Source organism: Pseudoxanthomonas sp. LARHCG66, assembly GCF_052871755.1.
Map to the genome: position 1 here is coordinate 98,241 of NZ_JBIXJW010000001.1, position 13,094 is coordinate 111,334.

13 protein-coding genes are annotated in these 13,094 nt (G+C 67.1%); 6 read left to right on the forward strand and 7 right to left on the reverse strand.

Features of this window, described 5'->3' with window-relative positions; translation table 11 throughout:
• Positions 1-19: 19 nt before the first annotated feature.
• The 7 genes from alr to ACIPRS_RS00445 all read right to left on the reverse strand — a co-directional run bounded on the left by alr (position 20) and on the right by ACIPRS_RS00445 (position 7,932).
• Positions 20-1,216 (reverse strand): alanine racemase, encoded by a 1,197-nt coding sequence (gene alr / locus ACIPRS_RS00415; RefSeq protein WP_446537143.1) that lies wholly within the window; start codon positions 1,214-1,216, stop codon positions 20-22.
• 39 nt (positions 1,217-1,255) lie between these two features.
• Positions 1,256-4,372 carry a sensor histidine kinase gene (locus ACIPRS_RS00420; protein WP_446537144.1) on the reverse strand — a complete coding sequence of 1,039 codons (3,117 nt, stop codon included), beginning with the start codon at positions 4,370-4,372 and terminating at the stop codon, positions 1,256-1,258.
• A 144-nt stretch (positions 4,373-4,516) separates the two neighbouring features.
• A complete protein-coding gene (locus tag ACIPRS_RS00425; protein WP_298122208.1) occupies positions 4,517-5,917 on the reverse strand; it encodes a replicative DNA helicase in 1,401 nt (466 codons plus the stop codon).
• Between the two features lie 224 nt (positions 5,918-6,141).
• Entirely contained in the window at positions 6,142-6,591 is a 450-nt protein-coding gene (gene rplI, locus ACIPRS_RS00430) for a 50S ribosomal protein L9 (protein ID WP_337729841.1), read from the reverse strand.
• A gap of 97 nt (positions 6,592-6,688) precedes the next feature.
• Positions 6,689-6,919 carry a 30S ribosomal protein S18 gene (rpsR, locus tag ACIPRS_RS00435; protein WP_055942998.1) on the reverse strand — a complete coding sequence of 77 codons (231 nt, stop codon included), beginning with the start codon at positions 6,917-6,919 and terminating at the stop codon, positions 6,689-6,691.
• Between the two features lie 25 nt (positions 6,920-6,944).
• The gene (gene rpsF / locus ACIPRS_RS00440) at positions 6,945-7,373 is read right to left on the reverse strand and encodes a 30S ribosomal protein S6 (protein WP_142125379.1); all 429 of its coding nucleotides are present in this window, start codon (positions 7,371-7,373) and stop codon (positions 6,945-6,947) included.
• 220 nt (positions 7,374-7,593) lie between these two features.
• A complete protein-coding gene (locus tag ACIPRS_RS00445; protein WP_337729842.1) occupies positions 7,594-7,932 on the reverse strand; it encodes a HesB/IscA family protein in 339 nt (112 codons plus the stop codon).
• Between the two features lie 119 nt (positions 7,933-8,051).
• Between ACIPRS_RS00445 and asnS the strand changes: the two genes are divergently transcribed.
• The 6 genes from asnS (at position 8,052) to ACIPRS_RS00475 (ending at position 13,081) form a co-directional block, all read left to right on the forward strand.
• The gene (gene asnS, locus ACIPRS_RS00450; RefSeq protein ID WP_337729843.1) at positions 8,052-9,452 is read left to right on the forward strand and encodes an asparagine--tRNA ligase; all 1,401 of its coding nucleotides are present in this window, start codon (positions 8,052-8,054) and stop codon (positions 9,450-9,452) included.
• A 3-nt stretch (positions 9,453-9,455) separates the two neighbouring features.
• A complete protein-coding gene (locus ACIPRS_RS00455) occupies positions 9,456-9,761 on the forward strand; it encodes a hypothetical protein (protein WP_192201101.1) in 306 nt (101 codons plus the stop codon).
• Entirely contained in the window at positions 9,758-10,066 is a 309-nt protein-coding gene (locus tag ACIPRS_RS00460) for a hypothetical protein (protein WP_192201100.1), read from the forward strand. Before ACIPRS_RS00455 ends, ACIPRS_RS00460 begins: the two co-directional genes overlap by 4 nt.
• A gap of 10 nt (positions 10,067-10,076) precedes the next feature.
• On the forward strand, positions 10,077-10,721 hold the full coding sequence (locus tag ACIPRS_RS00465; protein ID WP_446537145.1) for an FMN-binding negative transcriptional regulator: 645 nt from the start codon (positions 10,077-10,079) through the stop codon (positions 10,719-10,721).
• A 105-nt stretch (positions 10,722-10,826) separates the two neighbouring features.
• Positions 10,827-11,615 (forward strand): SDR family oxidoreductase, encoded by a 789-nt coding sequence (locus ACIPRS_RS00470; protein WP_446537146.1) that lies wholly within the window; start codon positions 10,827-10,829, stop codon positions 11,613-11,615.
• A gap of 44 nt (positions 11,616-11,659) precedes the next feature.
• The gene (locus ACIPRS_RS00475) at positions 11,660-13,081 is read left to right on the forward strand and encodes an aldehyde dehydrogenase (protein ID WP_446537147.1); all 1,422 of its coding nucleotides are present in this window, start codon (positions 11,660-11,662) and stop codon (positions 13,079-13,081) included.
• The last annotated feature ends 13 nt before the right edge of the window (positions 13,082-13,094 follow it).

Here is a 13,094-nt window from a genome sequence, read left to right on the forward strand (position 1 = left end):
CGAAGACGGGTCCGGTTGCTTACGTCGCAGGCGCCATGCCGGATGCACCGCCGATGTATTCGCGCGGGATGCGGGCATTGAGCCCGGTCAGGATCTCGTACGGGATGGTGCCCGCTGCAAGCGCCACGGCTTCGCAGGTAATGCCATCGCCGCCCTGGCGGCCGATCAGCACCACTTCGTCCTCGTTGTAGGCGCTGCCGCCGGGACCGATGTCCACCATGAACTGGTCCATGCATACGCGCCCGACGATGGGATGGCGCGCACCCCGCACCAGCACTTCGCCACGCGATGACAGCGAACGCGGGTAACCGTCGCCGTAGCCGATCGGCACGGTGACGATGCGGGTATCCGTCGGCGCGGTCCAGGTGGCGCCATAACTGACCGTGCGTCCGGCGCCGACCACCTTGAAATAGACCACTTTCGAAACCAGCGACAACGCTGGCTTCAACGCCACGGTCGGGCGCGAGGCGGGATCGGGCATCACGCCGTATAGCGCGATGCCCGGGCGCACCATGTCCAGGCAGGTTTCAGGGAAATGCAGCACGCCGCCTGAGTTGGCCAAGTGGCGGATCGGCATCGGCGCACCGATGCGCTCGAAATGCCGGCAGGCGTCGAGGAAGCGCGCGAGCTGTCCCTGCGTCATCGGCGAGGCGGGATCGTCCGAACACGCCAGATGGGAATAGACGCCCTTCACGGTGCACCAGCGTGAGGCGACTGCGGCCTCGATGAAGGGTCCGGCATTCTCGCTGTGCACGCCGATGCGCTCCATGCCGGTGTCCACCTTCAGATGGATCACCGCGCGACGTCCCAGCGATTCGGCCGCCAGTTCCACCTGGCGCAGCTTGGCAATGGAGGAGACGGTCACCTCAAGATCGCACGCCAGGAACTGGCTGACCTGCGGTGCATGGATGCCGCCCAGCACCAGGATCGGCACCGTCACGCCCGCGCGCCGCAGCGCGATGCCCTCCTCCACCAGCGCCACGCCCAGTTGCCCGATGCCCTCGGCCTGCAGGTGCAGTGCGACGGGCACCAGCCCGTGCCCATAGGCATTGGCCTTGACGATGCCCATCACCGGCACGCCCGCGTGCACCTGCAGCGCATGGACGTTGTGGCTCAACGCGTCCAGGTCCACGCGGATGCGGGTGGGACGGTCGTTCGCTTCGGGACGGAACGAGGTCGCGAAGTCCATTCCCTCGATGTGGTCGGGTCCAGGCATGGGGTGATTGTAGCGGTGCGAATGCGGATGCCCGCTGCTTCAGCGCCCGTCCTTCCCGTCATGGCGCCCAAGCAACCAGCGTTGCCACCGGCGTGACCGCGCGCGGTAGGCGAGCGCCGCCGGCACACGGACGTCGATGCAGGTGCCCTCGCCCGGTCGCGATGCGACGTCCAGCGTCGCGCCCAGCCGTTCTGCGCGTTCGCGCATGCCCGCCAGCCCCCAGTGCCCGTGCCTGCCTCCGCGTGCCAGTACATCGGGTTCGATGCCGCGGCCGTCATCGATGAAGCGGACGCGCACGCCATCCGTCGCCTGTTCGATCACGACTTCGATATGCCCCGCGTGCGCGTGACGGAACGCGTTGACCAGCGCTTCGCGCCCGATCTGCACCAGTTCGTCCTGCACGATCGGATCCAGGGGCACTGCCAGTCCCTCCATCGTCACCCGGCAGGAGACATCCGCATCGCTGGCCAGGTCGGCCGCCATCCGGACAAACACGTCGGACAGTCCGCCCGCATGGTGGGTCGCACGCAGGTCGAGCACACGGTCGCGCGCCTCCACCAGTACGTCGTCGGCGCGCTCCAGCACGGACTCCAGGGCATCCCGCCCGGGTGCGCTCGCCCCCAGCGATCCTGCCACCGCATGGAAGCGCAGGATCAGCCCCTGCACGCTCTGCAGCAGGGTGTCGTGCAACTCGCGGGCGATGCGCTCGCGTTCGCGGTGGCGCTCCTGCAGGCGGTCATGGATCTGCCGGGATACGCGGCGAAGACGCATCAGGTAGGCGACCCACAGTAGTCCGGCGATCAGGGCGATGCACAGCAGGGCGAACCATGGGGTCTGGTAGTACCGCGGCGCGATCGAGAACGCGATGCTGGCGCCCGTCTCGTTCCACACCCCATCGTTGTTGGCCGCCAGCACGCGGAACACGTAGTGCCCCGGCCCCGGATCGTTGTAGTACGCCACGCGACGCGTGCCAGCCTCCTGCCATTCCTGCTCGTAGCCTTCGAGCCGGTAACGGAACCGGACCCGCTCGGGGATGGCCAGGCTCAACGCGGTGTAGCCGATCTGCAGGTTGCGCGCGCCGGCAGGCAGCGACAGCGGGCCGCCCTCCAGGCGATGGTCCCGGCCGTCGACGGACAGCGCGCGGATCGCCACTGGCGGTGGCAACGGATTGCGCTGGATGGCCTTCGGATCGATCGACACCACGCCGCTGGTGGTGGCGAACCAGAGCTTTCCATTCCCGGCCTGCAGCGCGGTCGGGATGGGTCGGAACTGCGCAGGGACGCCAGGCAGTCCGTCAAGGAAGTCGAAGAGATCGTACGCAGCGTGCGGCGAATCCTTGAGCACGGCCTCGATGGCGCTGGCCGGCACCCGCACGATGCCTCGCGCACCGTTGAGCCAGAGATCACCGTCCGCCGTCTCCACGATGCCGGAAATGCCACGGAACGGGCTGTCCGCGCGCGCGCGCAGGCTCTGGATGCGGTCGCCGCGCAGACGCGCAAGACCCCGCTCGCCGCCGATCCAGATGCCGGAACGCCCCTGATGCAGCGCACTGACGTTGCCGACGTCCAGACCCTTTGAAGGGCCGAATACCTGCAGGCTGCCTTCCCGCATCCGCGCGATGCGGTTGTGCGCGAAGCCCATCCACAGCTGACCTTCCCGGTCGGCCAGCAGGCTCAGCGGCGACGAGCCATCGCGCGTACCCGCCAGTTCCTGCAGATGGGTCCAGTGGCCGTCGCGCAGGCGATGGATGCCTGGCGTGTTCAACGACACCCACAGCGTACCGTCGGTCGTCCGCGCGATCGCCTGCACGCCCGAATACGCGCTGACCGGCAGGGGTGCTGCGGGCGCCAACCTGCCGTCACGCAATGTCCACAGTCCTTTGGGACCACCGAGCCAGACCACGCCTTGGTCGTCCTTGTAGGCTGCGGTCAGCGGCGGAGGCAGCGACAACGTCTCGAGCGCACCGTCCCGCAGCCGCATCAGGGGCCGGTTGCGGCTTCCCGCCAGCACGGCTGCGCCGTCATCGGCGACGATGGCGAAGTCGTGCGCGCCGTCGGGCAGACGGGCCAGCACCACGTTGGCATGGCGGAAACGGTCCAGTCCGCGACTGCTGCCTACCCAGATCGTGCCCTCGCGGTCTTCCAGCAGCGGCAACGCATAGTCCGAACTGAGGCCGTCGCGCTGGCGATAGCTCTCGAAGTGCGGTTGCCCTTCGCCCGCCAGCCGGTAGACGCCGTCGCCCAGGGTGGTGGCCCACAGCGCACCGTCGCGGTCGAACAGCAGGCCGGCCGATGACAGCGGCAGCGCCGCGGTCGACATCGGAACTCCCGGCAGGGGCAATACGCGTACGGCGCGGTCGGCCTCGGCAATCCAGATGCCGCCGTCCGGCGCCTGCGAAAACTGGCTGATCCTGCCTACCGGCGCCTGCACGCGCTGGAAGGCCCGTGCTCCACGCGGCAGAAAAGCGGCGCCTTGCTCGGTCGCCACCCACAGCGTACCGGACGCATCGTTGAACACGGTGCGCGCCTGCCGGCCGGGGAATTTCCATTCCGGCCCCAGCGCGTGCCATCGTCCCCGTTCCAGATAGACCAGTCCGGTGAAGGTGGCGGCCCACAGCCGGCCATCGGCATCGCGGGCGAAACCGAAGACGGTTCCGCTGGGCAGACCTTGTGCTTCACCGTAGTGATTCAGTCCGCCCGCGTGGATGTGGCTGACGGCACCGTAGCGGAAGCCCACCCAGAGCCCCCCCTCGGGAGGCGCATACAGGGCCGAAACACTGGTCGCGGGCAGCGACTCGCCGGCCGGAGGCGCATAACGCTCGAACTGCACGCCATCGAAGCGGTACAGGCCGATCTGGGTGGCCAGCCAGAGATAGCCGTCCGCGGTCTGCGCCAATGCGGTGATCTGACCCGGTGCACCGTCCTTGACGTTCCAGGCCGTGTGGTGGAACTGCGACAGCTGGCGGTGGATCTCGAGGGCCGACGCCACCTGCATGCACGCAAGCAGCACCAGACCGGCCCATGCGGCCCGCCAGCCACGCAACCGCCTGCTTGTGCCCGCGCCCGACGCACTGGCCACTGGATTCCCCTGCACGTCTATTCGCTGGCGGCTCTGTTCCGCCACTGCCATCGCCACGGCGACGGGCCATCTGGCCATTCGTGTTCCGGACCACCGCCGCACCGGGCACCGCGTCCGGGCGCCCCGCAGCGCCCTTCAATGCCTGGTATCGGCTCCCCCGAGGACCGGTCCTGCCCCGTGCAGCGTACTACGCGACAAGCACCGCCGCGAACATCGATGGGGTCATTCGAACGCGCCGATGCTGTCGTGGCTCAGGTTGTCGAAGCGGGTGTATTCGCCGAAGAAGCGCAGCTTGCACGAGCCGGTCGGACCCGAACGCTGCTTGCCGATGATGATCTCGGCCAGGCCTTTGTCCGGCGAGGTTTCCTTGTTGTAGTAGTCGTCGCGGTAGATGAAGACGATCATGTCGGCATCCTGCTCGATGGCGCCCGATTCGCGCAGGTCCGCCATCACCGGACGCTTGTCGGTGCGTGTTTCCAGCGATCGGTTGAGCTGCGACAGTGCGAGCACCGGCACGTTGAGTTCCTTTGCTAGTCCTTTCAGCGACCGCGAGATCTCGGAAATCTCGGTAGCGCGGTTTTCGCTGTTGCCCGGCACGGACATCAGCTGCAGGTAGTCGATGACGATCAGGCCGAGGTCGTGTTCCCGCTTCAACCGGCGCGCCTTGGAACGCAGCACGTCCGGCGAGAGGCCAGGCGTGTCGTCGATGAAGACCTTGGCCTGGTCCTTGAGGATGCGGATCGCGCTGGTGACGCGGCTCCAGTCCTCATCCTCCAGCGAACCGGTGCGAAGTCGCGTGGCATTGATGCGGCCGACCGACGAGATCAGTCGCATCGCCAGCTGCCCGGCCGACATTTCCATCGAGAACACCGCGACGGCCTTCTTCGACTTGATGGCCGCGTACTCGGCGATGTTCAGCGCGAACGTGGTCTTGCCCATCGCCGGACGCGCCGCCAGGATCACCAGGTCGGTGGGCTGCAGGCCCGCGGTCATCATGTCGAACTCGGTGTAGCCGGTCGGCAGGCCGGTGACGGTGCCGCCGCTTTCCGAACGTACGCGCAGGACTTCGAACGCATCCTTCAACGCATCGTTCATCGCCACGAAGTCGGTACGTCCGCGTGCGCCCTGCTCCGCGATCGCGAACACTTTCTGTTCGGCGACCGCCAGCATCTCGTCGCTTTCCTTGCCCTCCGGCTGGAAGGCGTCGTTGACGATCTCGGTGCCGACCTCGATGAGCTGGCGCATCACCGCCTTGTCGCGCACGATCTCGGCATAGGCCGTGATGTTCGCCGCCGACGGCGTAGTACTGGCCAGTTCCACCAGGTAGGCACCGCCAGCGACCAGTTCCATGTGCCCCTGCGACTCGAACCACTCTCCCAGCGTGACCGCATCGAACGGACGGTTCCGTTCCGCGAGTTCGCCGATGGCGCGATAGATCAGCTGATGGTCGCGACGGTAGAAATCATTCGGCGTGAGCTTGTCGTTGATGCGGTCGTACGCTTCCGGCGCCAGCATCAGGCCGCCCAGCACCGCCTGTTCCGCCTCGATGGAATTCGGCGGAACGCGCAGCTGTTCGATGCGCGAGTCGTGCGGGTCGGTGCGGAAGCCGGTACGTGCGGGCATGGACAGTACAACCAGGTCGGAATGGGGCCGGACCGGACATCGTAGGAGCCCGGCCTGTGGGCACGCGACGGAACAACCTGTGGATAAGTATCTTCAGACTGATCTTTTGTCGTCTCACCCGCTGCGACGGCGCGGGCCACCTGTCGGCATGCGCCGACGGCAGAAACAGAACGGGCGCCTTGCGGCGCCCGTCTGTCGGCATCACGGATGATGCGCTGGCTGGATCAGGCTTCCGCCTGCACCACGACCTTGACCGTCGTCTGCACGTCGGCGTGCAGCTTCACGGCGATTTCGTACTCGCCGATGTTGCGCAGCGCGCCTTCGCCCATGATGACTTCGCTCTTCTCGAGCGGCAGGCCAGCGGCGGTGAACGCGTCGGCGATGTCGCGCGGACCGACCGAACCGAACAGCTTGCCCTCGGTCGCGGCATTGGCGGTGATCGTGACGCTGGCACCTTCCAGCTTGGCGGCGCGGGCTTCGGCGTCGTCGTGCACGGCCTTGGCCTTGGCTTCGTAGTCGGCGCGCTTGGCTTCGAACTCGGCGACGTTGGCGGCAGTGGCCGGCACGGCCTTGCCCTGCGGCACCAGGTAGTTGCGGCCGTAGCCCGGCTTCACGCTGACCTTGTCACCCAGGACACCCAGGTTGGTCACTTTCTGCAGAAGAATCAGTTCCATCGTATTGCTCCGTATTCGTTAGCAGGCCTGGCCTGCAGCGATTGGCTGTCCGAATGACAGTAGGAAGAAGAACCTCCCCGCGAGGGGAGGTTCTGGATTACACGTCGTGGTTGTCCGTGTACGGGATCAGCGCCAGGAAACGGGCGCGCTTGACCGCGGTGGACAGCTGACGCTGGTAGCGGGACTTGGTACCGGTGACGCGGCTCGGCACGATCTTGCCGTTCTCGGTCAGGTACTGGCGCAGGGTGTTGAGATCCTTGTAGTCGATCTCTTTCACGCCTTCGGCGGTGAACTTGCAGAACTTGCGGCGGCGGAAGAACTTGGACATGGTGTGGCGCTCCTAGATGGCGTGCTCAGGCGGCTTCGGCGGTGTCGGAATCGGTCGAAGCCTCGGTGCTGGCCTCGCCTTCGTCATCGTCACGGCGGCGGCGCTCGCCACGCTCGGGCTTGTCGCCCTTCTCGTCCTTGTTCTTCATGATCAGGGACTGCTCGGTATCCGGACCATCGCGCTTGATGACCAGATTGCGCAGCACCGCATCGTTGAAGCGGAAGCTCTCGACCAGTTCGTTCAGGACGGCCTGGTCGGCTTCGATGTTGAGCAGCACGTAGTGGGCCTTCACCAGGTTCTGGATCGGGTACGCCAGCTGGCGGCGACCCCAGTCTTCCAGACGGTGGATCTTGCCGTTGCCGGTCTCGATCAGCGACTTGTAGCGCTCGATCATGGCCGGCACCTGCTCGCTCTGGTCCGGGTGGACCAGGAACACGACTTCATAGTGACGCATCGTTATTTACCTTTCGGATGTGGGCCCGGCATGCGGAGTGCGCGCCGGGCGGGACAGCCCCCCGACCACTCCGCGATGGCGCCGGCGGGGTGCGGTGGGGCAAGGACCCGCGGCCAGCAGGCCATCGGGAGCCGGAAATTATGTCAGGTCAGTGACTTAGGGGCAAGACCGGGCCACCAACACCCCAAGGGGGCAGCAACTCCGGCCCCCACCAGTACACTCAGGCCGCGTCGGCCGTGGTGGTGAAGCTCTCGCCGCAGCCGCATTCGGCGGCCGCGTTGGGGTTGTTGAACAGGAAGGTCTCGCCCAGGCCCTGCTTCGCGAAATCGATCTCGGTGCCATCCACCAGCGCCAGGCTGTCGGCATCCACGTAGATCCGCACGCCCTGGAAGTCGAACACCGTGTCGCCCTCGCGCTGGTCGCGGGCCAGGTCGGCCACATGGCCCCAGCCGGAACAGCCGGTGCGGGTCACCCCGAAACGCAGGCCAAGTGCCCCCGGGGTCTGTTCGACGAAACGCTGCACGCGTTCCAGCGCAACCGGCGTGAGGGTGATGGCCATGCGGTGCTCCTGCGGGACAACTGGGAAGGAATTATAGCGGTGGCCGCGCAGCGTGGGCCGCGCGGCTCTTGTAAACTCCGCGTTCCATTAATGTGTCTGTTTACGGAAGGATTCAAGCCATGACGGTGGTGAGCGTCGAACATGCGCTGGCGGGCAAGCTCCCGGCCGGCGGCGAAGTCACGGTGCGCGGCTGGGTGCGCACGCGGCGCGACTCCAAGGCAGGCCTGTCGTTCGTCAACGTCAGCGACGGCTCGTGCTTCGCGCCGATCCAGGTGGTGGCCCCGGACACCCTGTCCAACTACGAGTCCGAAGTGAAGCACCTGACCACCGGTTGCGCGGTCATCGCCACGGGCATCCTCGTCGCTTCGCAGGGCCAGGGCCAGAGCTTCGAGATCCAGGCGTCTTCCATCGAGGTCGTCGGCTGGGTGGAGGATCCCCTCACCTACCCGATGCAGCCCAAGCAGCACTCGCTGGAATACCTGCGCGAGTTCGCCCACCTGCGTCCGCGCACCAACCTGTTCGGCGCGGTCGCGCGCATCCGCAACTGCCTGGCCCAGGCCGCGCACCGCTTCTTCCACCAGAACGGCTTCTACTGGATCAGCACGCCCATCGTGACCACCTCCGATGCCGAGGGCGCCGGGCAGATGTTCCGCGTGTCCACGCTGGACCTGGCGAACCTGCCCCGTGGCAAGGACGGCGCGGTGGATTTCTCGCGCGACTTCTTCGGCAAGGAAACCTTCCTGACCGTGTCCGGCCAGCTCAATGCCGAGGCCTATGCGCTGGCCCTGAGCAAGGTCTACACCTTCGGCCCGACGTTCCGGGCCGAGAACAGCAACACCACCCGCCACCTGGCCGAGTTCTGGATGATCGAGCCGGAGGTCGCCTTCAACGACCTGGCCGCGAACGCGCAGCTGGCCGAGGACTTCCTGAAGTACATGTTCCGCGCCGTGCTGGATGAGCGCGGCGACGACCTGGCCTTCATCGCCGAACGCGTGCAGCCCGATGCGATCACCCGCCTGGAAGCCTTCGTCAACGCGCCGTTCGAGCGCATCGACTACACCGATGCCATCGGCCTGCTGCAGAAGTCGGGCCACAAGTTCGAGTTCCCGGTGGAATGGGGCCTGGACCTGCAGACCGAGCACGAGCGCTGGCTGACCGAGCAGCATGTCGGTCGCCCGGTGGTGGTGACCAATTACCCCGAGCACATCAAGGCCTTCTACATGCGCCTGAACGACGATGGCAAGACCGTCGCCGCGATGGACGTGCTGGCCCCGGGCATCGGCGAGATCATCGGCGGCAGCCAGCGCGAGGAGCGCCTGGACATCCTGGACGCGCGCATGGCGCAGTTCGGCCTGGATCCGGCGCACTACGGCTGGTACCGCGACTTCCGCCGTTATGGCACCGTGCCGCATGCCGGCTTCGGCCTGGGCTTCGAGCGCCTGGTGGTATACGTCTGCGGACTGAGCAACATCCGCGACGCCATCCCTTACCCGCGCGCACCCGGCAACGCGGAGTTCTGATCGATGCTGCTGTTCTTCGCCCTCTGCTTCGTCGGCATCGCCATCGCCGGATTCTGTGCGTTCGTGATCTTCTGGCCGCTGACACTGGTGCACGTCCGCGACCGCCATGCGGCGCTGGGCGCGCAATGGGGCGAAGGCGCCTTCCTGAAGCCGGTCGCGCTGCGCTGGTTGCTGGGCGGTGGCTATCGCCGGATCACCGACAGCTCGTTGTCCGGCCTGGCCACCCCGGCGCGGATCTCGCTGTGCGTGATCTTCGTCGGGCTGGGCATGGCCGGGCTGCTCTGGCTGTGGGCGGAGGCCCTGGGATGAGCGACCACATGAGCGAACACTGGTACCTGGCTTCACTGGGCCGCACGCTGATCTGGGCACGCCTGCGCGTACTGGAGGCAGGCACGGCCGAGGTACTGGACAGCGATGGGCATACCCTGCCCTATGACAGCGAAGACACCGCGCGCGCCGCGCTGTTCGATGCCGAATTCGTCGCCTGGGACGGTCTGGACGAAGATGACGCGCTCGCGCGCGGCTTCTCGCTGCACGACGTCTCTCCCCCGCATGCGGACAGCGACGACGTGCTGCGACCGATGATGGTGCAGTCGCTGGGCGCCCGCGCCTGAGGCACGCGCCATGTATACGCCGCGCGCGTTCGCCGAGACCGACCTGGCCGGACTGGACCGGCTGATCGCACGCGACGCCTTCGTCACACTGGTCACCGTCGCCGACGGCCTGCCCTTCGTCAGCCACCTGCCGGTGCTCTACACCCGGGATGGCGACCGCGTGCTGATCGAAGGCCATTGGGCCAGGCCCAACCCGCAGGCACGGCATGCCGGCAGCGCACTGATGATCGTGCATGGCCCGCATGCCTACCTGTCGCCCGGCTGGTATGCGGACAAGGAAGAAGCCGCGCGCGTGCCCACGTGGAACTACGCGGTTGCGCACCTGCACGGCACGCTGGACATCACCGAGGAGACCGGCGCCCTGGCCGGGATCGTCGATCGCCTGAGCCAGGTGAACGAGGCCTCCGTCGGCAACGATTGGCGGTTCGAACACGAGCGCGCTGACCACGTGCGGCAACTGCGCGGCATCGTGGGTTTCCGTTTCGTCGTCGAGCGCATCGAACTGAAGTTCAAGCTCAGCCAGAACCATCCTGTCGCCAACGTCGAGGGCGCCGCCGCCGCGCTGCAGCGGCTGGGCGGCGAAGACAATCTGGCGGTGGCCAGCCTGATGCGCGAGCGCCTGGAGCTCCGCAAGGACGGCGCGGGAGCGACGTAAGTCGCGACGGGGGATTTCAGTCCTCCGGGTTTGCCGGGAAAGCATCACGACTTGCGTCGCTCCCACAGGGCTACACTCGACGCCTTGTCCATCGGGGAACGATGCATGGATCTCAATCTTGCCGGCCGGCACGCACTGGTATGCGGCGCGTCCGAGGGGATCGGACGCGCAGCCGCGCACGAGCTCGCCCTGCTCGGCGCTGATGTCACCGTGCTGGCGCGCCGATCCGACGTGCTGCGGGACGTGGCCAACGCCCTGCCTGTCGTCGCCACCGGCCAGCGCCACGGCACGCTGGCCGTCGACATCGCCGATGCGACAACGCTCCGCGACAACGTCACCGGGCTGGTCGCCACGCACCGGATCCACGTCCTGGTCAACAACACCGGCGGCCCACCGGGTGGGCGAGCCATCGAGGCCGTGGCGCATGACTACCTGGCCGCCTTCCAGCAGCACCTGCTCGCCAACCAGGTGCTTGCTCAGGCAACCGTACCCGGCATGCGTGAAGCCGGCTGGGGCCGCATCGTCAATGTCGTCTCGACCTCGGTGCGGGAACCCATTGCCAATCTGGGGGTGTCCAACACCATCCGGGGCGCTGTCGCCAGCTGGGCCAAGACGCTGTCGAAGGAACTGGCCCCGAATGGCATCACGGTCAACAACGTGCTGCCCGGCTACACGCGCACGCAGCGGCTGGAGCAGATCCTGCATGACCGCATGCAGGCCACCGGCAAGGATGAGGCCACCGTCAGCAGCGCGATGCTGGCCACCGTGCCGGCAGGTCGTTTCGCGGACGCGCACGAGGTCGCCGCCGCCATCGCCTTCCTCGCCTCGCCCGCCGCGGGCTACATCAACGGCGTCAGCCTGGCCGTGGATGGCGGACGCATGCAATCGATCTGATCCGCCGGCACAGGGGGCTTGCCAGCCGGGTTAAGCTAGTGGACATGGACCGCTTCAGCCACTTCATCGCGGGCGAACCGCGCCACGGCGGCGCATGGCGTCCCGTGTTTGAACCCGCGTCGGCCCAGGTCTATGCCGAGGTCGCCGAGGGCACCGAAAGCGATGTGGTGCTTGCCGTCGATGCGGCGGAATCGGCATTTCCCGCGTGGGCGGCGCTGACCACGACCGGGCGTGCGCGCTGGCTGGAAAAACTCGCCGATGCGCTCGAGGGCCGGCTTGAGGAATTCGCCCTCGCCGAATCGCGCGATGCCGGCAAACCGCTGGCGCTGGCGCGCGACATCGAAATTCCCCGTGCCATTGCCAACCTGCGCTTCTTCGCCCACGCGGCAACCCAGTTCGCCAGCGAGTCGCACCATGGCGAAGCCGGGCTGAACTACACGCTGCGGCAGCCACTGGGCGTGGTCGCCGCGATTTCGCCATGGAACCTGCCACTATATCTCTTCACCTGGAAGATCGCCCCGGCATTGGCCGCCGGCAATACGGTGGTGGCCAAGCCTTCGGAGATCACGCCCGCCACGGCCTCGATGCTTGGCGCGTTGACCGCAGAGATCGGCCTTCCGCCCGGCGTGCTCAACATCGTGCATGGCACAGGCCCGGCGGTGGGCGAGCCACTGGTGCTGCATCCTGCGATCAGGGCAGTGTCTTTCACCGGCAGCACCGGGGTGGGCCGTCGCATTGCAGGCCTCGCCGGGCCGCTGCTGAAAAAGGTCTCGCTGGAACTGGGTGGCAAGAACGCCACGCTGGTATTCGCCAACAGCGACTGGCGCGCGCACCTCGACACGCTGCTCCGCTCCGCTTTCCAGAACGCCGGGCAGATCTGCCTGTGCGGGTCGCGATTGCTGGTGCAGCAGGCGATCTACGACGAATTCCGCGATGCATTGATCGAACGCGCGCGGGGACTGCAGGCGGGGGCACTGGACGATCCCACCACGCGCCTCGGCGCGATGGTGTCGCAGGCGCACTTCGACAAGGTGCTGGCCTGCATCGCGCGGGCGCGAACCGAAGGCGGCCACGTGCTGCTCGGTGGGCATGCGCTGGAGCGGCCCGGCTGGTTCATTGCGCCCACGGTCATCGAAGGCCTCGGACCCCAGGCAGCCACCAATTGCGAGGAAATCTTCGGCCCGGTCGTGACCCTGCAGCCGTTCGAGGACGAGGCCCATGCGCTCGCGCTGGCCAATGCCGGCGACTACGGCCTGGCGGCCACGCTATGGACGCGCGACCTGGACCGGGCCCATCGACTGGCGTCGCAACTGCGTGCCGGCATCGTCTGGATCAATACCTGGATGACCCGCGACCTGCGCACGCCGTTCGGCGGCGTGGGCGCATCCGGTCTCGGCCGCGAAGGCGGCCACGAGGCCATGCGTTTTTTCACCGAACCCAAGAACGTCTGCGTGGCGTTGCGCTGAGGACCATCAAACC

What these genes read in the sequence shown, in the direction of transcription:
- ACIPRS_RS00465 (WP_446537145.1), top strand. Translation starts at nt 10,077, where the DNA reads ATGTATACGCCGCGCGCGTTCGCCGAGACCGACCTGGCCGGACTGGAC.
- ACIPRS_RS00470 (WP_446537146.1), top strand. Translation starts at nt 10,827, where the DNA reads ATGGATCTCAATCTTGCCGGCCGGCACGCACTGGTATGCGGCGCGTCC.
- ACIPRS_RS00425 (WP_298122208.1), bottom strand. Translation starts at nt 5,917, where the DNA reads ATGCCCGCACGTACCGGCTTCCGCACCGACCCGCACGACTCGCGCATC.
- alr (WP_446537143.1), bottom strand. Translation starts at nt 1,216, where the DNA reads ATGCCTGGACCCGACCACATCGAGGGAATGGACTTCGCGACCTCGTTC.
- ACIPRS_RS00445 (WP_337729842.1), bottom strand. Translation starts at nt 7,932, where the DNA reads ATGGCCATCACCCTCACGCCGGTTGCGCTGGAACGCGTGCAGCGTTTC.
- rpsF (WP_142125379.1), bottom strand. Translation starts at nt 7,373, where the DNA reads ATGCGTCACTATGAAGTCGTGTTCCTGGTCCACCCGGACCAGAGCGAG.
- ACIPRS_RS00475 (WP_446537147.1), top strand. Translation starts at nt 11,660, where the DNA reads ATGGACCGCTTCAGCCACTTCATCGCGGGCGAACCGCGCCACGGCGGC.
- ACIPRS_RS00420 (WP_446537144.1), bottom strand. Translation starts at nt 4,372, where the DNA reads ATGGCCAGATGGCCCGTCGCCGTGGCGATGGCAGTGGCGGAACAGAGC.
- ACIPRS_RS00460 (WP_192201100.1), top strand. Translation starts at nt 9,758, where the DNA reads ATGAGCGACCACATGAGCGAACACTGGTACCTGGCTTCACTGGGCCGC.
- rplI (WP_337729841.1), bottom strand. Translation starts at nt 6,591, where the DNA reads ATGGAACTGATTCTTCTGCAGAAAGTGACCAACCTGGGTGTCCTGGGT.
- ACIPRS_RS00455 (WP_192201101.1), top strand. Translation starts at nt 9,456, where the DNA reads ATGCTGCTGTTCTTCGCCCTCTGCTTCGTCGGCATCGCCATCGCCGGA.
- rpsR (WP_055942998.1), bottom strand. Translation starts at nt 6,919, where the DNA reads ATGTCCAAGTTCTTCCGCCGCCGCAAGTTCTGCAAGTTCACCGCCGAA.
- asnS (WP_337729843.1), top strand. Translation starts at nt 8,052, where the DNA reads ATGACGGTGGTGAGCGTCGAACATGCGCTGGCGGGCAAGCTCCCGGCC.